The 22592-nt window shown below is 35.5% G+C and carries 25 protein-coding genes; 8 read left to right on the top strand and 17 right to left on the bottom strand.

The genetic code is table 11. From position 1 onward, the window contains the following. The first annotated feature begins 30 nt into the window (after positions 1-30). On the top strand, positions 31-504 hold the full coding sequence (locus Q0951_RS13340; RefSeq protein WP_299337689.1) for a regulatory protein RecX: 474 nt from the start codon (positions 31-33) through the stop codon (positions 502-504). A 52-nt stretch (positions 505-556) separates the two neighbouring features. Here the strand turns inward: Q0951_RS13340 and Q0951_RS13335 are convergent, their stop codons facing one another. The 8 genes from Q0951_RS13335 to Q0951_RS13300 form a co-directional block, all read right to left on the bottom strand. Then, complete coding sequence (locus Q0951_RS13335; RefSeq protein WP_299337686.1) at positions 557-1048, bottom strand: DUF6646 family protein; 492 nt, start codon at positions 1046-1048, stop codon at positions 557-559. A gap of 62 nt (positions 1049-1110) precedes the next feature. Continuing rightward, the gene (locus Q0951_RS13330) at positions 1111-1977 is read right to left on the bottom strand and encodes a cupin-like domain-containing protein (RefSeq protein ID WP_299337683.1); all 867 of its coding nucleotides are present in this window, start codon (positions 1975-1977) and stop codon (positions 1111-1113) included. Between the two features lie 91 nt (positions 1978-2068). Then, positions 2069-2386, bottom strand: coding sequence for a DUF3784 domain-containing protein (locus tag Q0951_RS13325; RefSeq protein WP_299337681.1), 318 nt, complete (start codon positions 2384-2386; stop codon positions 2069-2071). A 3-nt stretch (positions 2387-2389) separates the two neighbouring features. Continuing rightward, complete coding sequence (gene bioB, locus Q0951_RS13320; RefSeq protein WP_299337678.1) at positions 2390-3484, bottom strand: biotin synthase BioB; 1095 nt, start codon at positions 3482-3484, stop codon at positions 2390-2392. A gap of 32 nt (positions 3485-3516) precedes the next feature. Then, complete coding sequence (locus Q0951_RS13315) at positions 3517-4485, bottom strand: alpha/beta fold hydrolase (protein ID WP_299337675.1); 969 nt, start codon at positions 4483-4485, stop codon at positions 3517-3519. A gap of 75 nt (positions 4486-4560) precedes the next feature. Continuing rightward, positions 4561-5994 (bottom strand): flotillin family protein, encoded by a 1434-nt coding sequence (locus Q0951_RS13310; RefSeq protein ID WP_299337673.1) that lies wholly within the window; start codon positions 5992-5994, stop codon positions 4561-4563. Beyond that, positions 5963-6595, bottom strand: coding sequence for a hypothetical protein (locus tag Q0951_RS13305; RefSeq protein WP_367179763.1), 633 nt, complete (start codon positions 6593-6595; stop codon positions 5963-5965). Before Q0951_RS13305 ends, Q0951_RS13310 begins: the two co-directional genes overlap by 32 nt. A gap of 71 nt (positions 6596-6666) precedes the next feature. Beyond that, positions 6667-7809 carry a beta-ketoacyl synthase N-terminal-like domain-containing protein gene (locus Q0951_RS13300; RefSeq protein ID WP_299337670.1) on the bottom strand — a complete coding sequence of 381 codons (1143 nt, stop codon included), beginning with the start codon at positions 7807-7809 and terminating at the stop codon, positions 6667-6669. Positions 7810-7929: 120 nt separating this feature from the next. Here Q0951_RS13300 and Q0951_RS13295 point away from each other — a divergent pair, with 120 nt between their 5' ends. Next, positions 7930-8361, top strand: a complete 432-nt coding sequence (locus tag Q0951_RS13295; RefSeq protein ID WP_299337667.1) for a cytochrome c oxidase assembly factor Coa1 family protein — start codon at positions 7930-7932, stop codon at positions 8359-8361. Positions 8362-8368: 7 nt separating this feature from the next. Here the strand turns inward: Q0951_RS13295 and bioA are convergent, their stop codons facing one another. The 5 genes from bioA to Q0951_RS13270 are packed head-to-tail and all read right to left on the bottom strand — an operon-like array spanning position 8369 to position 12363. Beyond that, entirely contained in the window at positions 8369-9634 is a 1266-nt protein-coding gene (gene bioA, locus Q0951_RS13290) for an adenosylmethionine--8-amino-7-oxononanoate transaminase (RefSeq protein ID WP_299337664.1), read from the bottom strand. Further along, positions 9631-10239 (bottom strand): dethiobiotin synthase, encoded by a 609-nt coding sequence (bioD, locus tag Q0951_RS13285; RefSeq protein ID WP_299337661.1) that lies wholly within the window; start codon positions 10237-10239, stop codon positions 9631-9633. The genes bioA and bioD overlap by 4 nt, the downstream gene beginning before the upstream one ends. After that, positions 10236-10649, bottom strand: a complete 414-nt coding sequence (locus Q0951_RS13280) for a DUF2007 domain-containing protein (RefSeq protein WP_299337659.1) — start codon at positions 10647-10649, stop codon at positions 10236-10238. Before Q0951_RS13280 ends, bioD begins: the two co-directional genes overlap by 4 nt. Positions 10650-10680: 31 nt before the next feature. After that, positions 10681-11826 carry a pyridoxal phosphate-dependent aminotransferase family protein gene (locus tag Q0951_RS13275; protein WP_299337656.1) on the bottom strand — a complete coding sequence of 382 codons (1146 nt, stop codon included), beginning with the start codon at positions 11824-11826 and terminating at the stop codon, positions 10681-10683. 9 nt (positions 11827-11835) lie between these two features. Beyond that, the gene (locus Q0951_RS13270) at positions 11836-12363 is read right to left on the bottom strand and encodes a hypothetical protein (protein WP_299337654.1); all 528 of its coding nucleotides are present in this window, start codon (positions 12361-12363) and stop codon (positions 11836-11838) included. Positions 12364-12491: 128 nt separating this feature from the next. Here Q0951_RS13270 and Q0951_RS13265 point away from each other — a divergent pair, with 128 nt between their 5' ends. The 6 genes from Q0951_RS13265 (at position 12492) to Q0951_RS13240 (ending at position 15987) form a co-directional block, all read left to right on the top strand. Then, positions 12492-13013 (top strand): DUF2975 domain-containing protein, encoded by a 522-nt coding sequence (locus Q0951_RS13265; RefSeq protein ID WP_299337652.1) that lies wholly within the window; start codon positions 12492-12494, stop codon positions 13011-13013. A 3-nt stretch (positions 13014-13016) separates the two neighbouring features. After that, complete coding sequence (locus Q0951_RS13260; protein WP_299337649.1) at positions 13017-13541, top strand: DUF2975 domain-containing protein; 525 nt, start codon at positions 13017-13019, stop codon at positions 13539-13541. Between the two features lie 2 nt (positions 13542-13543). After that, entirely contained in the window at positions 13544-14020 is a 477-nt protein-coding gene (locus Q0951_RS13255; protein ID WP_299337646.1) for a DUF2975 domain-containing protein, read from the top strand. Positions 14021-14022: 2 nt separating this feature from the next. After that, positions 14023-14229 (top strand): helix-turn-helix transcriptional regulator, encoded by a 207-nt coding sequence (locus Q0951_RS13250; RefSeq protein ID WP_299337644.1) that lies wholly within the window; start codon positions 14023-14025, stop codon positions 14227-14229. 64 nt (positions 14230-14293) lie between these two features. Continuing rightward, positions 14294-15550, top strand: coding sequence for a Y-family DNA polymerase (locus Q0951_RS13245; protein WP_299337641.1), 1257 nt, complete (start codon positions 14294-14296; stop codon positions 15548-15550). Continuing rightward, positions 15547-15987: a LexA family transcriptional regulator gene (locus tag Q0951_RS13240; protein ID WP_299337638.1), complete on the top strand. Its 441-nt coding sequence runs from the start codon at positions 15547-15549 to the stop codon at positions 15985-15987. Before Q0951_RS13245 ends, Q0951_RS13240 begins: the two co-directional genes overlap by 4 nt. Before the next feature lie 75 nt (positions 15988-16062). Here the strand turns inward: Q0951_RS13240 and Q0951_RS13235 are convergent, their stop codons facing one another. The 4 genes from Q0951_RS13235 to Q0951_RS13220 all read right to left on the bottom strand — a co-directional run bounded on the left by Q0951_RS13235 (position 16063) and on the right by Q0951_RS13220 (position 22511). Next, on the bottom strand, positions 16063-16338 hold the full coding sequence (locus Q0951_RS13235) for a F0F1 ATP synthase subunit epsilon (RefSeq protein ID WP_299337635.1): 276 nt from the start codon (positions 16336-16338) through the stop codon (positions 16063-16065). A 17-nt stretch (positions 16339-16355) separates the two neighbouring features. Further along, the gene (gene atpD / locus Q0951_RS13230) at positions 16356-17864 is read right to left on the bottom strand and encodes a F0F1 ATP synthase subunit beta (protein ID WP_299337633.1); all 1509 of its coding nucleotides are present in this window, start codon (positions 17862-17864) and stop codon (positions 16356-16358) included. A gap of 178 nt (positions 17865-18042) precedes the next feature. After that, positions 18043-19665 carry a G-D-S-L family lipolytic protein gene (locus Q0951_RS13225; RefSeq protein WP_299337630.1) on the bottom strand — a complete coding sequence of 541 codons (1623 nt, stop codon included), beginning with the start codon at positions 19663-19665 and terminating at the stop codon, positions 18043-18045. Between the two features lie 23 nt (positions 19666-19688). Beyond that, positions 19689-22511: a TonB-dependent receptor gene (locus Q0951_RS13220; protein ID WP_299337627.1), complete on the bottom strand. Its 2823-nt coding sequence runs from the start codon at positions 22509-22511 to the stop codon at positions 19689-19691. Positions 22512-22592: the final 81 nt, after the last annotated feature.

Genomic DNA, 22592 nt, shown 5'->3' with positions numbered 1-22592 from the left:
TTTATTAACAAATTGTTATACTTTCGCACAATGAATCCATCAAAAACATATACTGTCGATGAAGCGCAGAAACGGCTTGAACGCTATTGTGCATATCAGGAACGTTGTCATAAAGATGTGATACAAAAGCTATATGAAATGAGAATGATTCCTGAGGCAAGAGATCAAATTATTGTACACTTACTTAAACATGATTTTTTAAATGAAGAGCGTTTTGCTAAGGCATTCGTAAGAGGAAAATTCAGAATAAAAAAATGGGGAAAGCAACGTTTAAAGTTGGAATTAAAGCGAAAAGATATTAATAGAACTTTGATAGATATAGCACTCAAAGAAATAACTGACGAGGAATACTTCAATACCTTTCAGGAGTTAGCAGCCAAGAAATTGGATTCAATTAGAGAAACTAATCTTCAGAAGAAACGAAAAAAACTAGCTGATTATTTATTATACAGAGGTTGGGAAAGCCATTTAGTTTATGATAAAATAAGGGAGTTAATTCCATAAAAAAACCTCAAATTACTAGTTTGAGGCTTTTTAAAATAATTGTGTGTTTTATTTATAAATTGAACGTAGCACCGAGGCTTACTGTAAATTGATTATGGAGTTTTTCAGCAGGTGTTAATGTTCCTGTGTCGTATTTTGCAAAAGGCGCATTGAGTTCAGTATAAATACCAAAGCCATCAGTGAAAAAGTAACGAGCTCCTAAATGACCACCAAAATTCTTAAGTCCGAAACTCAAGCCAGGGTATAGATCAAAATTTTCATCTATGTTGATCACATTACCTAAATTAGCATTAAAGCGAGCCCTTATATCAAAACGATCTCCGAAATCAGCATCTAACTCACTTTTTACTCCTAAAGCATAAGTAGAGGATATACCTAATGAGATGTTTTCTCCAACACCAAAATCGTAACTCACATTCAAACCTGTGGCATTTTCCTGTAAGTTAGCTCCAACTTGAAATTTAGTATCGCCTTTTCCTTTGTATGCTTGTGCATTTACTAACGATACAGATACTAACGCGATAATTAAAAGTAATTTTTTCATAATAATTATTCTAAAAATTTGAGGTGCAAATATATTACAACTTTTTAATAATGAGGGGGTTTTTAATTAATTCTCTTTTGAGTTCGAATAATGGCTTGTTGATTTTTCCAGTCAATCCATTTTTGCCCTTTAACTCGTCGCATAAGATTATCAAAATGACGCATGATTAAAACATTATAGATGGCTTTTCCTAGGTTTTTTGGATGTCTAGCTATAGCTCTTAAACTCATAGAAAACCCAGGTGTTAGGTATTTCATATAATGCCAATAGCCTTCAGGCATGTATAATACTTCGCCATGGTGAAGTTCGCATTGCCAACCTTTTGCGTTTTCAAGTGCAGGCCATTTGTCAAAATCGGGATTTGAAAAATCAATGTCCTCTCTGGTAATCAGAGAGTGTGGGATTTTATATAAATGGTCATTCTGTTTTTGATCGAAAAGAATACACAGTTTTTTTCCTTCAAAATGAAAATGAAATATGTTAGCTAGATCAATATCGTAGTGCATGAATGTATGTGAGTCCCTTCCGCCAAAAAAAAGCATAGGAAGACTTTTCATAAGTTTTAATCCAAAATCAGGATATGTAAAATCATTCTGTAATTGTGGGATTTCCTTTAAGATATTCCAAAGAAAAATACGATACTTTGTTGGCTCCTTTTTTAGTAAATCCACATATTCACTCATCTTCATCTTGGCATGAGGTTCATTAAAACCGTCTTTGTAATCTACAGGTCTGTCATCGTAGAGCGGCACCGTTTTGTCTCCTGCAATGGCTTTCATATAATCTAGGTTCCATTTAGAATAGGCAGGCCAATCTTCTGTAAAACGTTCAATAACCACAGGCTTTTGCGGTTTGAAATAGTTAGTTATGAATTCCTCTTTGGTGATGTTTTTTACACGAGGAATATGTTGAAGATTCAATGTGGACATCAAAAAAAATTAGGGTTCAAAGTTAAGAAAACGTTATGAAATGCAATTAATTGTATGTTAAAACTTCTGAAGTCAATACAGAAACCGGAAATTAGTTCTCCTTGTCAACCTTGTATTTCCCTGAATTAGAAACGATGAGCAGGTATGGAAGTCCGATAATTACAGCAATGATAACACCATACACTTCTAATTTAGGGTCTTTGAGCCATATGGATAATACATAACCTATGATCATTAATAAAGCCATTCCAAACATAGCGTTTCTAAATACTGTTGCAATACCATCAATGTCGTATTTAGCTTGTTCTTTTTTAGACATCGTATTGTAACCCGCAATGAGATAGTACATCTTGGCATACTTGATAAGAACACCCAGAATAATAAACAGGATAGCAACACTAATCGCCATGACTCATTTTAAAGCTTTAGCCTTTTGTTTGGCTTCCTCGTTGCGTTCTATTTTATGTTCTGGTCTTGACCATTTTGGTTTTTCTCCTAGTGCCTGATACTGAGAATTCTGTGCCTCAACAGTTTGAGGTTGCATTTTTTTAATGAATGGTTTTTGAGGATTTAAACCAAGGAGTTTAAACATCTCCATATCTTCATTAACATCAGGATTAGGTGTTGTTAATAGTTTGTCACCAGCAAAAATTGAGTTGGCTCCAGCAAAGAAACACATGGCTTGTCCTTCGCGAGTCATTTCTGTTCGACCAGCACTTAAACGTACTTGCGTTTCTGGCATAACAATTCTTGTGGTAGCTACCATTCTTACCATATCCCAAATAGAAACAGGTTTCTGATCTTCTAAAGGCGTACCTTCAACAGCTACTAAAGCATTAATTGGTACAGATTCTGGTTGTGGATTTAATGTAGATAAAGCCACAAGCATTCCAGCTCTGTCTTCAGTTTTTTCTCCCATACCAATAATACCACCAGAACAAACTGTAACATTGGTTTTTCTTACGTTATCAATTGTTTCTAAGCGGTCTTCGTAACCACGAGTAGAAATTACTTCTTTATAATAATCTTCGGAAGAATCTAAATTGTGATTATAGGCATACAAACCAGCTTCTGCGAGACGTTGTGCTTGGTTTTCGGTGATCATACCCAATGTACAGCACACTTCCATATCTAGTTTGTTAATGGTTCTCACCATTTCTAATACTTGGTCAAATTCTTCACCATCTTTTACGTTTCTCCAGGCAGCTCCCATACATACACGAGAACTTCCTGATGATTTTGCGCGTAAGGCTTGAGCTTTTACTTGCTGAACCGACATTAGATCATTACCTTCAATGTCTGTATGGTATCTTGCAGCTTGTGGACAATAGCCACAATCTTCTGGACAACCACCTGTTTTTATTGAAAGTAGCGTAGATACCTGAACCGTATTTGGATCATGATGCTTGCGATGAATCGTTGCCGCATCATATAACAATTCCATTAGAGGTTTATTGTAAATTTCTAGAATCTCTTCTTTGGTCCAATTATGTCTTGTTTCGCTCATAGTAATGTCGTCTTTATGAAATTCAAAAATACCTATTTTATGTTCATAAAAACATCAAAAATTGCATAAAATTTTTCGGATTCTTCCAGATAAGGATTATGACCACTTTGCTCAAACATTTCAAACTGAGCCTGAGGCATAAAGGTTTTGTATTGTACTGCAAACTCTGGTGTAGAAACACCATCATATCTGCCAGCAACCACTAAAGTTTTAGCTGTTACGTTTTTTAAATCTTGTCGGTAATCCTGATTGATCATACTACCCGAAACGTCAAAATCACCATCAATACCAATAATAGTTGTATATACATCTCCAGCCCAACCTCTGTATTTGGTCTTTGGTACTTTAGATCTTAGTTTGGTATTGTGGTAGTAGATATATTTTGTAGGAAAGTTACCATAAACTGTTTTTAATGGCTCCTGACTTGAGACATAACCTAATGACCTAAGTGAATCCACAACTTTCCATTTTTCAGGGAAATGGGTTTTAGCATAATGGTTGTAGCTATCGCAGTTGGCTTGCCACATAGCTCCGGAATGGAAGCCATTGATCAGTACCATTTTATCAACATTTTCTTTGTATTTGATGGCATAAGCTTGTGCAGGAACTGTTCCGTATGAATGACCAACAAGTGATATTGTATCAAACTCTAAGAGTACACGAAGTTTCTCAATGAGTTCGACATCATTCTCAACACTATATTCTGAAATATCCTTTGCATTATCACTTTTACCACGACCAAGCCAATCGAAGAAGACTACTGTGTTAGTTTTGTAGTAGTGTCCGAAAGCCCCTTGCATATAGTCATGAGAATTTCCTGGACCGCCAGGTAAAAAGAAAATGGGATTACCTTCTCCTAGCACTTCAACGTTGATTTGATAACCGTCAATGTTGTAAAATTTCGATTCAAATTTATCAAAGATCTCTGGATCGGTTTGAGCGATTAAGTACTGTCCAGTAAGAACTATGATGAGTAACAAAAGTTTGAAAATGGATTTCATTGTGATGATTTTATCGTAAATATAATTATAAACACAGGAACAAAAAAAATCCGCCAATTGGCGGATTTTTAAACATTAGCTGTCACTATTTTCCTCAGTATTAGGAAGTGATTTTGCATCGTCTTCAGGCTTTGCTTTGTCTTTGCCTTTTAAGTACTCAGGCAAGTCCATACCAGCCATATTGAACATGTCTTGTAATGGAGGAACTGATTTATACATTCCCGACAAAAAGTTTGCTGTAGATGATTTTCCATCTTCACCATTTCCACCATTATCCCAGACTGTTACTTTATCGATCTTAATGTTCTTAATTGCTTCAGCTTGCGTTTTGACTAACTCAGGTAACTTATCTGCTATCAATAACAACACAGCATCTTTACTGCTGTTTCCGGCAGCTTTAACAATTTCTTGTAAACCAGCAGCTTGTTTAGTTAAGACTTCAAATTGTCCTTGAGCTTCAGCCTGAGCTTTGAAAAGTATTGCATCTGCTTCACCTTTTGCTTTACGGCGAATCATTTCAGCTTCCGCTTCAGCATCAATTTCTACTTTGCGTTTATCAATTTCCGCTGGAACAATAACATCTGCCATTTGAGAAGAGCGCTCACGTTCAGCTCTTGCAGCTTCCGCTTGTTGCTCAGCAGCATATGATTCTTCCAAGGCTTTTGCGCTTTGTACTTTTTCAGCTGCAATTGCCACACGCTCAGCTTCAGCTTCACGCTGACGACGTAACGAATCAGAATTCGCTACAGCAATTTTTGCGGTGTTTTCACCTTCTACAGCTTGAGCATTAGCCGCTGCAACCTGTGTTCTTTCATCCTGAACTGCATTAGCCTCACCAATAGATCCGTCTCTTGTTTTTTCAGCAACCGATTTACGAGCGGCATTGATGGCATGTGCAGCAGCTTCTTTACCAAGTGCTTCGATGTATCCAGACTCATCAACAATATCTGTAATGTTTACGTTGATTAGTTTAAGTCCAACTTTCTTTAATTCAGACTCTACACTTTGAGAGATGTTGGTTAAGAATTTATCTCTATCGCTGTTAATTTCTTCAATATCCATTGAAGCTACTACTAAACGTAATTGACCAAAAATGATTTCTTTAGCTAATTCTTGTACATCTTGTTGTGCCAGACCTAATAAACGTTCAGCAGCATTTTGCATGATACCTGGTTCTGTAGAAACACCAATGGTGAATCTTGAAGGAACATTAACTCGGATATTTTGCTTAGATAAGGCGTTGACTAGGTTTACTTCAATAGAAATAGGTGTCAAGTCTAAAAACTCATAATCCTGAATAACAGGGAAAATGAAGGCGGCTCCACCATGAATACATTTAGCCGATTTTCCACCACCCACTTTTCCGTAGACGACCAAAATCCGGTCTGAAGGACAACGCTTGTAGCGTTTGATAAGGATGATTAGGAATACAAAGACTATTAATACCGCAACCGTAATCACGATAGGAAAGCCTAGATCAAAGTTTTGTTGTGTCAGAAGGTAGTTCATATGTTTCTGTTTTAATTGGTTCTATTGGTTTTTTTGTTTGTTCTACGATTAATATGCCATTACTGGTGACATCGACTACTTTAATAAGCGTACCTGATTTAAGTTCGATGAGCGAATCTGAAAGTGCTTCAAGTTCTCTTAAAGTACCTTGAACCCGAACACTTACTTTCCCCATTTTAGAGCGATTTGCTCCAACAGTGAGATAAATTTCTCCAATGGCACCAATGGCGTTTTTATAGTTTAATGTTCCACTGTCGGCTAATTTCCGCATAGAGAAAAACATAGCAGCCATAATAGCCATCATTAAGAGTCCTGCGCCAAAGGCAACAATGACACTTATGGGTTTTGACATTCCTGCATTAAGACATGCAATGCCTGTCCACCCAAAAATTGTAAAGAAGCCTACGAGATTTTTAAATGTTATAAATTGAAATCCAATTCCTGTGTCTGCGTCAATGTCTGAGTCCAGATCACCAATATCATCTCCACCATCAATACCAGCAAAGGTTGTAATGATTACAAAAACGAAGACCAGTGAGCCAATAAGCGCGACAATCCAAAAGAATTGTGAGAATCCATCTAAAGCTGAAAACCATTCCATAATAGGTTAGTGTTTAAAATTAATACTGAAAGATAAGACCTTTAAAAGTGCCTTACAATAGATTTCAAATGTTATTTTGAAAGTAAGATAGATACTGCATTTCCACCGAATCCGACTGCATTGATCAGAACTTTTTTGATGTGTTTTGGTGTTTGAACTTTTAGGTAAGGTACTGAAATGAACTCCTGGTGTTGCAACATCATAACTGCCATTTCAATATTTAAAAGTCCGGAAGCACCAAGGCTGTGACCTATCTTCCACTTGTTAGTAGTTAATGCAGGTGTTTTGTTACAAAAAATCGTTTCAATAGCATTAATTTCTGCCTGATCACCTTTAATAGTACCAGGTGTATGGGTCACGATAATATCAATATCTTCAGGGTTTAGACTACCTAATGCCATGGTCATGGAACGTTGAAAACAAAGTGCATTTGTAGATAATGATGCATTGTGCTCTAAGATCTCAGTTGCATAACCAATACCCATAATTTTAGCCAACGCTCCATCAATCTCACCAGCTTCTAAACAGGCCATTGCTGCACCTTCGCCAAGAATCATAGTGTTTTCTGTTTTGTTGAGGTCGAGAGATCTATTAGGATAGGGAGAAGTGTTTGCCCTAGCATAAATCTTTAAGGCTTGCATTTGAGCAATTGTAAATGGTGTTAAAGGCGCTTCACTACCACCAACTAAAAATTGTTTGCACATACCCGAATTGATCCAAGCAATACCATTGAGCACAGCGTGTAATGCTGTAGAACAGGTTATGGAATGTGATATTTCAGGGCCATTGGTTTGTAAGTCGTGAGCTACCCATGACGAGATATTTCCTAAGGTCGTTGTGGGAGACGTTAAGGTATTGGCTTTTTTGTTGGTTATGAATTCTTGATGATAGTTTTCGAAAAGCGCAGTCGCTCCACGTGAAGAACCAATATTAATTCCGAAATTATCTGAAGCGTTCCAATTTGCATTTTTTACAGCTTGTCTGGCCGCATATATAGCGTACAATACTGAATCATCTAAAGCTTTGTATTTTGTATTTGATTGTCTTAAATGTTTGATCTCTTTTTTGGCTTCAGTAGAGATTTCAGCAATAAAAGCGCCATCTTTAGATGTGAAATGGTGATTGTTGTTAGTATAGTTATTCCAAATGTCTTTAGGTTGAATTCCTAGAGGAGACATAGAGGCAAGCGCAGTTATGGAAATGGGTTGTTGCAAAATACATTGAAATTTATGCAAAAATAGGATATTGTATATTTATGTAAACATAAATTACAGATAGATTAAGTAACAAATTCTAAATAAAGTACACCTATCAAATAAATCAATCAATATATTATGGAAAACGGACGTCAAAAAAGCTGGTTTGGACGAAATTGGCTCTGGGTATTGCCTTTGGGAGGATGTTTAGGAGTGATTTTATTATTTGTATTTGGAGTAGGAGCCGTGTTTTTTGGTGTTTCAAAAATAATTAAAGAATCTGCTCCTTATGAATATGCAGTAAATGAAGCTACTCATAGCATTGAAGTAAAAGAAAAATTAGGAGATGTTATAGAAACAGACGGATTGTTTGAAGGTAACATTACTATAAATAATAGTACAGGAGAGGCTGATTTAAAAATTCCAATTAAAGGTCCAAAAGGCAAAGGGACTATTATTGTTGTTGCTGAAAAGCAAGGTAATGATTGGATGTATGAGAAACTTTATGTTTTAATTAAAGAGAATCAGGAGGAAATCAATCTTTTAGATCAAGTTATGGAAGGAGATTAAAATCGTGTTATAAATTATCTAGTGCCTCTTCAATGACTCGATAGACTTTTTGTAGTTGTTCATCTGAAATCACATAAGGTGCCAGAATGTATATTGTATTTCCTAAAGGTCTTAAACACACACCGTTGTCCATAAAAAAGTTAAAGAGTTTATCGCGCAAATTTCCGTAGCGCTCCATTTTAATATCGATATCTAAAGCAAAGATAATACCTGTTTGTCTGACTGAAGCTACTTTAGGATGCTCTTGGATATGCTTTGCAAATTGTTTATGAGAACGAATAATACGATGGATATGAGTTTGAATGTCATCAGATCGTAATAATTCAATTCCTGCCAAAGCCGCTGTACATGCTAACGGATTTGCAGAATAGGTATGTCCATGAAATAAACCCTTACTGATTTCATCACTATAAAACGCATTATATATCTCTTGAGAGCAGCTGGTAATCGCCATTGGAAGTAAACCTGCTGTTAAGGCTTTACTCAAGCAGATGATGTCTGGTTTACTTTCCATATGGTCTGAAGCAAAATATTTTCCTGTTTTTCCAAAGCCAGTCATGACTTCATCAGCAACAGTAATGATTTGATTTGACTTACAAAACCTCAGAATAGCTTCCAAGTCTTTTGCATCATGCATTTTCATGGCTGCAGCACCTTGAACTAATGGCTCGTAAACAAAACCTGCTACGTTGTGATTTGCGATAATAGCTTCCAATGCTTTTAAAATGAAATCATGATTCTTTCCATTAGGTGTTGGAATACGTTTAACATCTAAGAAGAACTCTTCAAAGGGACCATTGTAAACAGATAATCCTGAAACACTCATTGCTCCAAAAGTATCGCCGTGAAAGCCATCTTCAAAGGCAATAAGAACATTACGTTGATCATTGTTATTAAAGTGATATTGTAATGCCATTTTAATCCCTATTTCTACTGATGTCGACCCATTATCACTAAAGAAGATTTTGTTTTGATTATCTGGAAGAATAGCAATAAGAGCTTCGGAAAGTTGGACTGCAGGTTCATGTGTGAATCCACTAAAAACCACTTGATCCAACTGTTGCATTTGCTCAGAAACACGATGAGTAATATGAGGATTGCAATGCCCATACATACAGGTGTACCAGGATGCAATAGCATCAATATATTCGTTTTCGTTCTCGTCAGTTAGGATACATCCAGACGCTTTGATAATTGCTGTAGTTTCTGGATGTAATTTGTGCTGTGTTAACGGATGCCAGATGTGTTTTTTATCTCTTTCTTTTAGGCTCATATCTTGTCTCTAAATATATCAGCATATTCCTTAATCACATTCTTGTCAAAATAAGGTTCCTCATTAATTCTGCCAATGACGTTTACTTTAGTCATTTTGGTGATGATCTCTTCTGTGGTTTTATGCTCATTTCCGCTGAAAATAACAGAGACATTAAATCCTTTTTCTTTAAGCAAATTAATGGTTAATAGCGTATGATTGATACTTCCTAGATAATGTCTAGATACTACAATGACTTTGTATTCTGGTTTGATAAGGTCTAAAATAGTTTGCTTATTATTTAAAGGAACGAGTAGACCGCCAGCTCCTTCAATAACCAAGTGGTTTTGAGTTTTTGGAGCTTTTATGGTTTTTAAATCTATAGTAATACCATCGATATCTGCAGCTGCATGCGGACTCATAGGTGTGTTCAATGCATAGCTATTTTCATGAAATTTTGATGTGGAATTAGATACTAAATGTTTGACCTTTTTAGTATCGCAATGATCTAAATCTCCAGCTTGAACAGGTTTCCAGTAGTCTGCTTCTAATGCTTCAGTAACTATAGCTGCGGCAACTGTTTTTCCTACGTCTGTTCCAATTCCTGTGATGAAATATGTGCTCATTTTTGATTAAATTCTGTATTACAGTTTTCGCATGTGTATTTATAACGTGTGTGAAATGGGAGTGTTCCAGATAAGAACCCAATTATAAATGCAAAAAACGATTTAAAATCACTTATAGTTGAAAATAGTTCTACTTTTTCGCTATCGCAATTAGGGCATTTGATCATATTGCCATCATCATCTAATGAGTATTGTTTGATGGTACTCAATATGTGCTGAGCTTTCAAAGCATCTTTAGCCAGCACTTTTAATTTCACACCTCCAATAGCATTGCTAACCAATGGATCGGTATCTATGGTAAGATGATCTTGTAAAAAGACTTCGATACCATCGGCTTCTAAACGACCTTTGATGATCTGAGCTTCGGTGGTATATTGAAATCTAGCTATAGTCTTAAATGTTGGGCTCATTTACAGTCCGGAAAAGAATTCTCTATTACGTTTACACAAAGGTAGTGAGTAAGAACAAAACTTCCGATATTTCTTTTTCAGTATTATAAGCATGAAGGCAAAAGCGCAAACGTTCTTTCCCTTTCGGAACAGTAGGAGATAGGATGGGCTTAACGTCAAATCCACAATCCTGTAATTCTGTAGCTGCCTGTTTTACAGATTCATTTCCTGAAATAATACAACAATGAATTGCTGAATAACTATCGATAAATACATGCTGAAGATCAAGACGCTTTAATTCTGATTTAAAGAAGACGATATTATGCTGAAGCTTACTTCTGTCTTTTAGGTCTTGATTTTGTAATGTATCGTATGCCAATTTTATGGTTGACAATGCATGTGGTGGTAATGCAGTTGTGTATATGAATGGTCTTGAAAAATTAGTGAGGTATGTTTTGAGCGCTTTACTTCCTAAAACTGCGGCCCCATGACAACCTAGTGCTTTTCCGAAGGTAATAATTCTTGCAAATATGTCGCTTTCAAGATTAAGTTCACTGATTAGCCCATTTCCCTGATTACCAAAAATACCAATAGCGTGAGCTTCATCAATGATTAGCTTGGCGTTGTGGGCTTTACTGATTTGTGATAATAGCTTTAGATCGGGAGAATCACCATCCATAGAGAAGACAGATTCGGTAACGATATAGATCTCTATGTCTTTTAAAGCTTCCTGGTAGTGATTAAGATGATGTTCCAGATGAATTAAATCATTGTGCTTGAATTTGATGGATTTCGCATTGCTCATTGTAATACCATCTCTAATGGATGCATGACAAAACTCATCATATAAGATTATATCGTTGCGTTGTGGCACACATGAGAAAAAACCTAAGTTGGCATCATAGCCAGAGTTGAAAATTAAGGCGGCTTCCGAATTGTGAAACGTACATACTTGTTGTTCTACAGTTTGATATAAGCTATGATTTCCAGATAATAGTCGAGATCCTGTTGCTCCATTTTGAATGATATTATGGTTAATAAGGTATTGATGCGCTTGATTAAAGATGATTTCAGATTTGGAAAACCCTAAATAGTCATTAGATGAAAAATCTATACGATTGGAAGATGCACCTAATTGTCTCAGAGATTGGTCATCCTTACGCTGATTGATTTTATGTTGGAGTTTTTTAGGAAGCATAAATTTCAGTTAGTCGATATAGCAAATTTCTCCTTTCTCTCTAAGTATGTTCTTGTCTACCCATTTATAATCTCCTTTTTCGGTTGCATCTAATAGATCAATCATTAACGCATCTGCAATATGAGAGGCAACTTCAAAGGCATCTTTGACGTGTTTGGTTTTATAGACTGTTATTTTTTTATTTCTTTCATAAAAGATATTAAGAACTATAATAGGAAAACTATTGGTGGTTTCGGCAGATAAGGCTCTTACTGTAATGTCTTCAGTAGTATTAAACACCGAAATGTATTCTGGGTTTTGTAATGGTTGCCATTTTCCAAAATGAACACCTAAAAACGAATTAATTTTTCTATAGGTTTTTGACTCTAGATTAATTTCTGATCCTTCGGTTTTTAACATCATAACACCAAAGAGAAGAGGCACAAGAGCAAAGTAGACGAAATTAATAAGGCCTAAAACACCAATTAGTATTGCTGCGAATCCAATTATGATCTTCCAAAATGGGACTTTTCTAATATATGTAATTGTAGCATCCATGGTTACAAATATAGCCAATGCAAGCTATAATCTAGAGCGATTTATAATTAAAAAATTACTCTTTAATGATAAAAAATTATTGTTTATCAATAATTTTTATATATTTGTCTCAATCAAATTGTAAAACAATGAGAACAAAACAAATTTTTAATACAATGAACATTGTCTCATGGATTGTATTCATTGGGTATTGCATTAAGGCAGGTGCCATTACTCTAGTAGCACTTCTTAGTGTATTTGGAAATAAGAACGCTACCGAAAATTTGTATATGGGTATTGATCTTTCTAAACTATATGATTTAAGTGTTGGACACTTTGCTTGTGTTGTTATAGCACTTGTTGTGCTGGCAGGATTGAAGGCCTATATCTTTTATCTGCTTATAAAGATTTTCAAACGTATGGATTTTAGTAAACCATTTAGCCGTCCTGTAATGCAATTAATTTTTAAAATAAGTTATGTGGCTTTAAGTGTAGGGTTAATAGGAGCTGTTGCAAAGACATATATGACGTGGCTATCATCAAAGGTAGTGTTTACACAAATAGATCTAGGTGCATCAGCCTACATATTCATGGCAGGTGTGGTATTTATTGTAGCCGCTTTGTTTAAACGAGCTATAGAGATTCAATCTGAAAACGAACTAACGATATAAACTATGAAAGACAATACTACTATTTTGACGATCATCACTTGGGCTGTGCTTCTGTCTGCTGTTTCAGTATTGCTCAATGATTTACGCGAGTTTGATTTTAATCAGTTTAAGGCATTTCAAAACTGGGCTAAAACAGCAGATAAAAGTGAATCTTGGTTCACTTCTAAAAACGCGATACAATGGAGTTATTATGTGATTAGCGCAGGCTTGTTTTTCTGGAGAGGCTATTTGATTTATGGATTTTCTTATTTTTTATCCATTCTGAAAGAAATAGAGCAAGGCCATTATTTTAGTGATAATAATATCAGGTATTTCAAAAAGATTGGTACTATTTTTATTCAGTACACCATTAGCGTTTTGATATTAAGATTTCTTCTTGCTGCAATAGGCGAGTCCACCTTTAACTTTTTTAACGAACTCAAAGCAGAATTTACCTTTTTAATTCCGGCAGGATTAGCATTTTATATCCTTGCTGAAATCTTTAAACGAGGGAAACAAGCCGAAGAGGATAATGAATTAACCATATAATTATGAGAAAAATCAGATTTCTAAATAGCTTTGTAATCATACTGATTATGATTTATATCATTCACTTTTTTGGCAATTTTTATCTCACCTTTTTTACTGATTTTACAGATCAATTTGAAGACCTATATAAGGACTTTATTTTTGGATACTATACACAGTTTATAAGTATAGCATTTTCTATACTAACGTTTATAGGTTTATTATTTATCAAGAATGGTTTGGGTGTAATTATTAAAGAAGGATTCTTTAATCTTAAAAGTGCTACTAAATTTAAAACAGGAGGAAAGTTGTTTTTAATCTCAGGTTGTTTAAGTTTAATTTTTAGTATTGTACTAACTTATAGTTCTCAAGAATTAATATTATTTGGTGTAATGGGACAAGATTTTCTTTTATTAGTCATAGGATTTAGCTTATATATAATAGCAGATATTTTACAAAATGGAAACCAGCTAAAACAAGAAAACGAATTAACCATATAAGTATGCCAATAGTAGTTAATCTTGATGTAATGCTCGCTAGACGAAAAATGAAAAGCAAAGACCTAGCAGAAATTATTGGTATTACCACAGCAAACTTATCGATCTTAAAATCTGGAAAAGCTAAAGCCATCCGGTTTTCAACATTAGAAGCTATATGTGAAGCCTTAGATTGTCAACCTGCAGATATTTTAGAGTATGTTGAGGACTAAATAGTTAAGAATCTTACGAAAATAGAATACTAAAACTCAAACATTTTATTGTATATTTACACATATGTTTGCATTAGTGGATTGTAATAATTTCTATGCCTCTTGCGAGCGTGTGTTCGACCCTAATTTACAAGGGCAACCCATTGCCATTCTTAGTAATAATGACGGTTGTGTAATCTCACGTAGCGATGAAGCAAAAGCTATGGGCTTACCTATGGGAGCTCCTATATTTAAATGGGAAGCTTTCTGTAAGGCCAATGGCATTCATGTGCTGTCATCAAATTATCCTTTGTATGGTGATATGAGTAGTCGTGTGATGAATATTTTAAAACAGTTTACTCCAGATGTTGAAGTGTATAGTATTGATGAATCATTTCTAGAGTTTAAGGGGTTTGATTATTATAATTTTAATGACTACGGAAATGAGATGCGAAGTCGTATTTTGAAATGGACTGGCATTCCTACCTGTGTTGGAATAGCACCAACCAAAGCACTTTCTAAAGTTGCAAATAAAGTCGCTCGAAAATTTCCTAAGCATACAGGTGGTGTATATGTCATAGATTCTGAAGAGAAACGAATCAAAGCACTAAAATGGATAGACATTGGTAGTGTTTGGGGAATTGGTTATAACTTACAAAAACGCCTGAAAGCTAAAGGCTGTAAAACAGCTTATGATTTTACACAATTATCTGATGATTGGGTTCGAAAATCATTTTCTATTACCGAATGGAAGCTAAAAAAGGATTTAGAGGGAAACTCTAAAATTTTGCTAGATGAACCCCGAAATAAAAAAGCCATAGCAACTACAAGAAGCTTTGATTTTACATATTCTGATATCAACTATATAAAAGAAAGGATCTCTACGTTTGCAACCAGTTGTGCTGAAAAATTGCGTAAACAAGGTTCAAGTTGCCATGTTGTTATTGTAAGCTTACGCAGTAATCCATTTCGAAAGGAACACAAACAGCATCGTACAAGTACAAGTGTTCACTTGTCGTATCCAACAAATTCATCTTTAATCATAAGTAATTGTGCAGTTAGTGCAGTAAGTTCTATATTTAGAGAGGGAATTGAGTATAAAAAGGCAGGTGTCATTGTTACAGGAATAGTGCCTACAGACAATCATCAATTACATTTATTTGATGCTGAAAATCCAAAACATCAACCACTAATGAAATCTATTGATTTCATAAACACAAAATATAAAAGCCATAAAATTAAATTAGGTAATCAAGATTTGAAGCGTACATGGAAAATGCGTCAAGAACGATTATCTCCAAAATATACCACGAATATTAACGATATTATTGTAGTAAAATGATTACACACAAATCAGGAAGTTTGACCTTCTTTACACCCGAAACTATTGATGGTGCAGCAGCACAATTTTTTGATGCAGGAATTTCCGCAGGTTTTCCTTCTCCGGCAGACGACTTTAAAGAACAGCGTTTATCTTTAGATGAGGAGTTAGTTAAAAATAAAGAAGCTACGTTTTATGCTCGTGTTAGCGGACAATCAATGATTGGAGCAGGACTGGAGGATAATGATTTACTCGTTATTGACCGAAGTCTGGAACCAGCAAATAATAAAATAGCCGTTTGTTTTTTAGATGGCGAGTTTACAGTTAAGCGCTTACGTGTTTCGGATGATCAAGTGTGGTTGCAACCAGAGAATCCAAATTACCCGATTATCAATATCACAGAAGACAATAATTTTTTGATTTGGGGTATTGTTACCAATGTGATCAAAAAGGTATAACGACTGCCCTGTGGTAAAAAACAAAAAAGCCAAACATCATGTTTGGCTTTTTTTATATTTAACATAAAGAATTGCTTAGTCGGCTAATACAATAACTTTATTATCTTTCATTTCAATTGTTCCAGAAGTAATTGGTAGCCAAAATCCTTTATCAGTTTTGTTGAATAAGGCTTCAACCTCTTCTTCCAAAGTAATAGTACCATTAATTTTAACGTGACCTTCTTTTAATAACGAGATGATAGGTGCGTGATCATTTAGCATTTCAAACTCACCCATAACACCTGGAACGGTAACGCTGGTTACTTCTCCGCTAAATAATGTAGCTTCTGGTGATACAATTTCTAAAAGCATATTTCTGTAATTTTAGATTAAGCTTCTGCAAGCATTTTTTCTCCAGCTTCAATAGCTTCTTCGATAGTTCCTTTAAGGTTAAAAGCAGCTTCTGGTAAGTGATCTAATTCACCATCCATGATCATGTTAAATCCTTTGATCGTTTCTTTAATATCAACTAATACACCAGGAATACCTGTAAATTGCTCAGCTACGTGGAAAGGTTGAGATAGGAAACGTTGTACACGTCTTGCTCTACCTACAGCCATTTTATCTTCTTCAGATAATTCTTCCATACCTAAGATGGCAATAATATCTTGTAATTCTTTGTAACGTTGTAATAACTCTTTTACTCTTTGTGCACAATCGTAGTGATCATTCCCTAAGATATCAGCCGTTAAGATTCTTGATGTAGAATCTAATGGGTCTACTGCAGGATAAATACCTAACTCAGCAATCTTACGAGATAATACTGTTGTAGCATCTAAGTGAGCAAAGGTTGTTGCAGGAGCAGGATCGGTTAAATCATCTGCAGGTACATAAACCGCTTGAACAGATGTAATAGATCCTTTTTTGGTTGAGGTAATACGTTCTTGCATAGCACCCATTTCAGTTGCTAATGTTGGTTGGTAACCTACCGCAGAAGGCATACGACCTAATAATGCAGATACCTCAGATCCAGCTTGTGTAAAACGGAAGATGTTATCTACGAAGAAAAGTACATCTTTTCCTTGTCCGTCACCAGCTCCATCACGGAAATATTCTGCTATAGTTAATCCTGAAAGTGCTACACGAGCACGAGCTCCAGGAGGCTCATTCATTTGTCCGAAAACGAAAGTGGCTTTAGAGTCTTTCATAGCAGATTTATCTACTTTAGATAAATCCCATCCACCTTCTTCCATAGAATGCATAAAATCATCACCATATTTGATAATTCCAGATTCTAACATTTCACGAAGTAAATCATTTCCTTCACGAGTACGCTCACCTACACCAGCAAATACAGAAAGTCCACCGTGTCCTTTCGCAATGTTGTTAATTAATTCCTGAATTAATACTGTTTTACCTACACCAGCACCACCAAATAATCCAATCTTACCACCTTTAGCATAAGGCTCAATTAAGTCGATTACTTTAATACCAGTAAATAAAACTTCAGTAGATGTTGATAAATCTTCAAATTTTGGTGCTTGTCTGTGAATTGGTAAACCGTTATCACCAGACTTTGGTAAATCTCCAATACCATCAATTGCATCACCAATTACGTTAAAAAGACGTCCGTAGATATCTCCACCTATTGGCATTTGAATAGGAGCACCAGTTGCAACAGCTTCAGTTCCTCTACTTAAACCATCCGATGAGTCCATCGCAATAGTACGTACAGTATTCTCACCAATGTGAGATTGTACTTCAAGTACTAATATAGAACCATCAGCGTTTTTAATTTCTAAAGAATCATAGATTTTTGGAAGTTCAGCACCAGCTCCGAATTCAACATCGATAACTGGACCTACTATTTGTGCAACTTTACCTGTAACTTTTGACATTACTTATGTGTTTAATGTTTAGATATTTCGATTGAAAAAACATTCGTTTTTCGCGCTGCAAAGATATATCTTTTAATTTAAAACTAAAGTAATTTTTGAGGCTTTTTTGCGTATAAAAAAACACCTTCATTCGAGGTCTCGAAATGAAGGTGTTTTTAGAGTATATTTTTTGTTGCTATTATTGCAATGCAGGCGAGTAATTTGTTGGATAATTTCCTAGATCTACAAAATTACCAGACGCTTCAAAATTTGATCCATAGGTTGCATCAATAGCTCTCATAAACTGGTTTGCAATTAGTGCATAACCTCTAGCTGTAGGATGTACTCCATCTAAAGAAAAAGCACCACCTGTAACTAAACTAGATGTTAATGTAAAATCTCCATCAGTTATTCCTCCACTAGCTAGTTGATTGAGAAGAGCATTCGCATCTACAAAAGCTAATCCAGCTTGATTTGCACTAGCAGCAATAGTAGCATTGAAGCCTGAAGTAGCCTGAGCAACTTCAGCTTGTTCTGATGGTAATAATACCCATTGATCTGATAATGGTAATGATACACCCTCAACAGCAAATTGACCTGCAAGAGCAGGAGGTAAGCCTTGTGATCCTAAAAATGCCGCAAAGTCTTCATTTACTGAACCTATTACAGAGGCGCTTGTTAAAACCAATAAATCGTCAGAAGTTGCTTGTCTTGCTTGACCATAAACCAAACCTAAAAGACCTGCGACTTGTGGAGCTGCTTCAGCAGGTAATCCGAAAGATTGTACGAAGGCAGGAAAGGTTGGGCTAGCAAGAAACACATTTGTAATGTCATTTGCTAGGTTTGGTAAGCTTTCATCTTGAACAACTACTGCGCTAGCAGCTGTTTGAGAAAATACAATACTACGTTCTGGGACACCTAAAAAAGCAAATACTTGATTTAGTTGACCGAAAATACCATTTAGTGTTGGGATTTGTGGACCAAAACTAGGGTTTGTTGGGTCTAAAGGGTTATGTGGAACTGTTGTAAAATATGGTATAGATGTAACATCTGGGATGTTAGCAACAACACCCTGAGCTCCAGATGATGTTAAGGTTGAAATTAATGTACTATATGCAAAATCAAAAGTACCTTGATCTGTTAAAGCACCTGTAGAACCACCGGAAGTTGCATAACCTAATACATCATTATTACCAATCCATAATGAGAAAAAAGATGGCGATTGCGCCATAGCTAATTCTAATATAGATGTGTCAGTATTACCAGCTACTCTGATAGCATAAGGGTTAGCAGCAGCTGGAAAATTTGCTAAGCTACCATAACCAGGAGCAAGTAAATGAAAACTTGCTGCTCCAGGAACACCTAAGTTGTTAAATGGACCGCTTGGATTATTCAAAGCAAAATCAGTTGTAGACATTGCTGCAGGATTTAAACTTTCTAATGGTGCAGGTCCTGAGCCATTAAAAACCAATCTTGGAGCAAATAATCTCTCACCAGTTACTGGATCTAGAACAGGGCTTCCACCCAGTAACAGGCCTCCAACATTATCACTAGCTAAAGGTTGCGTGAAAGTTCCTCCGCCAACTAATGCAAATTTTTGTGCTAAGGTATTAGGAAATGAGTTTTCCTGACCAGCTATAAATAATGCATTATCTGTAAATCCTGCTGTTAAAGAATTTCCAAGAGCTACATAATTTGATAGATTAGCTGAACCAGCTGTTAGCTCTGGTAATGGTTCATCAACCATTGTGTTGTCATCATCACTACAAGAAGTGAATCCAATGAGGATTGCAGAGAGCAATATATATTTAATATGTTTCATTGTTATAGTATGTTTTTTAGTTCTTATAAGTTATTGATTACCCAAGACACGTAGTATATTGATCCTACATTACCTGTACCGATTGCTGTTCTGTACTCATCTTGTAATAAGTTAGAAGCACCAACTTTAAACGCAGATTTTAAGCTAGGGATTCTATAGTTGAGCTGTGCATCCACAACATGGAATGCAGGAATTTGTCCATCACCAAAACCAGCTTCCCAGAAATAAGTATCGCTCCATCTCCAAGCGACATTGAAACCAAAGTTTTTAAATAACTCAGTATTGCCAAAAGAGGCTTTTACTTTATGTTCTGGTGTGTTGAAGTTTGTTTGGAAATCAGGATTATTCTCTTCGTCAAAATCTAACTTAGCATAGGTGTAATTAAGACCAAGGTCAAATCCGTTAAATACTTTAGCAGTTAAACCAATGGCTGCTCCATAGGAGTTGACATCAACATCAGAATTTGTATATGTTCTGTATACATCGAAGTCACCATTTGCAATTGCTGCAACAGCTAGAGGTGTTACACCATCTGGAGCTGTTTGTTGTAATTGCACATCTCCATAGAAAGGTGCAATAACTTGCTCATTTGATAAGAAGTCTGTATAGGCATTGTAGTAAGCTGAGGCGTCAATAATAATCTTGTTTAACTTTCCTCGATATCCAACTTCAAAAGATTTCACCTGTTCAGGTTTTGCAAAATTTGAATTAGCAACTTCTAAGTCGGCTGGGTTTTGAGATTGACTAAAATTAGATACAGAACTTGAAAAGAAAGAATTCGTGTAAGCTCCTTGTCCTGAGAAATCAATAGAATTTTGACCTAATAATGCTGCTCCGGTTGGACTTAAAGCATAGTTTCTAACAAAACGATCTGGATTGTCTTCGGCTCCACCAACAAGGTTGATAATACCTAAATTTAAACCAATGTAAAGATCTTGTGTTGTTGGGTTTCTAAATCCTGTTTGGTAAGACGCTCTAATATTATGATTATCGTTAATGGTGAATCCTGCTGAAAGTCTTGGTGAGAAGAATCCGTCAAATAATTCTGATTTATCATATCGCACAGAACCTGTCAATTTTAAATCAACAGTTTCAGAAATTTCTAATGATTTTTGCACCTGAGTATAGATACCTACTTCAGAATAGTTAATAGGCCCATCAGCATCTGTAAAGATTGTTCCAGATGAATTTAATGAATATTGTCTGTAAGATCCACCAACTTGTACTTCAGCAACATCCCAAAGATGTGTAAAGTTATAGTTTGCGTCTGCATGATAGATTCTTGAATTGTCTTGGAATTTAGATCCTGTATTTAAATCTGGATCACTTGTAATTCTATCAAAAGTTTGTTGGAATTCAGGAGTCCCTGGAATTAAACGTCCAGTTTCAGCGGCAGCTCTACCTGCAGCATGTGCAGCTTCGTTTGTTGCTCCTGCTAATGTAGCCAGAACATAACCACCAGTATATTCGCCAAACCATGTATTGTCATCTTTCCATGCTCTGTTAATATTGATACCAGTAAAGAACATATCGTAAGAATCTCCAGCTTTATCTTCAGTCATATAACCTCTTACAAAGAAGTTATCATTCTTAATTTCTAGTTTATGTTGTTGTAAGAAGAAATTTCTGATTGAATATCTATTTCCTCCTTGATATATTGTTGATCCTGAACCAATTTTACCAACATACTGAATTTCAAAGTCATCTTCAAAAGGGCGGAAGTATAATCCCCAATCTGCTTTAATACTCTCTGCTCCGTAGTCTGTTAAATCGCGTTCATCGTAACCTGTTCTACTCACATCTACCGATGGTACTAGTGCATTAGCTCCAGATGGTAAAACACCTAGACCTTCTAAAATAACAGCAACATCTTTGATATTGGTACTAACTTCATCACCATAGACATTAATACCGTTATAATTGATATCGTTAGCTCTGGTACTGTTTGGATTGATTAGGTTATCATCATCTTTACCTGAAGTATCTGTAGCAAACCAATCGGTTCCTTTTAAGTATCCAAAATTCACTTTAGCTGCAAACTTATCGCTGAATTTGTAACCCATTCTAATACCCAAATCTGTGTATGTATTATCTCCTGCAGCTTCTTGTGAAGTAATACCTCTTTTTACGTAACCACTAATGCCTTGGTGATCAAACGGGTTTTTACTTCTCATAAATAAAATACCGTTAAAGGCATTTGCACCATAAAGAGCAGAAGAAGCACCAGGTAATAATTCTACGCTAAGGACATCTGTCTCTGTCATCCCTAGTAAGTTACCTAATGGGAAGTTTAAAACAGGAGCAGAGTTATCCATACCATCTACTAATTGCATAAAACGTGTATTAGCAAATGTTGCGAAACCTCTAGTGTTTATAGATTTAAAGGTTAAACTGTTGGTATTGATATCCACACCTTTTAGATTTTCTAAACCATCGTAAAAGTCTGCAGAAGCTGTGTTTTTGATTTCTTTTAAACCAAAACGTTCTACAGTTACTGGTGATTCGAAAATACGTTCAGGTGTTCTGGAAGCTGAAATTACAACTTCATCCAGAGTTGTGCCTTCAACCATTGTGATGTCTATGGTTTGAGGGTTTGTTGTGACTTCTCTGGTAACTGTTTCAAATCCAACACTACTTACTTGAATTGAAAAAGGAGGATCTCGATCAACAATTAGCATATAGTTTCCATCAAAATCTGTAATGGCACCCGAAGTTGTTCCTATAATAATGATATTGGCTCCAGGAAGAGGGACACCATTATTATCTGTAACTTTACCTTTAACTGTTGTTTGTGCAAAAGTAAACGCACAACAAAACAGCATCATAATCTTTAAAATTGTCTTCATTTTAGGGAATTAGTTAAATTTAGTAAAGCAATATAAATAATTTAATGATACTGAAATGAAAAAAAGTATAAAATTATGCGT

The organism is uncultured Psychroserpens sp. (genome assembly GCF_947501425.1).
Lineage (GTDB): Bacteria > Bacteroidota > Bacteroidia > Flavobacteriales > Flavobacteriaceae > Psychroserpens.
Note: the sequence above shows the minus strand (reverse complement) of the source record. Positions and strands in the feature narration are given on the sequence as shown.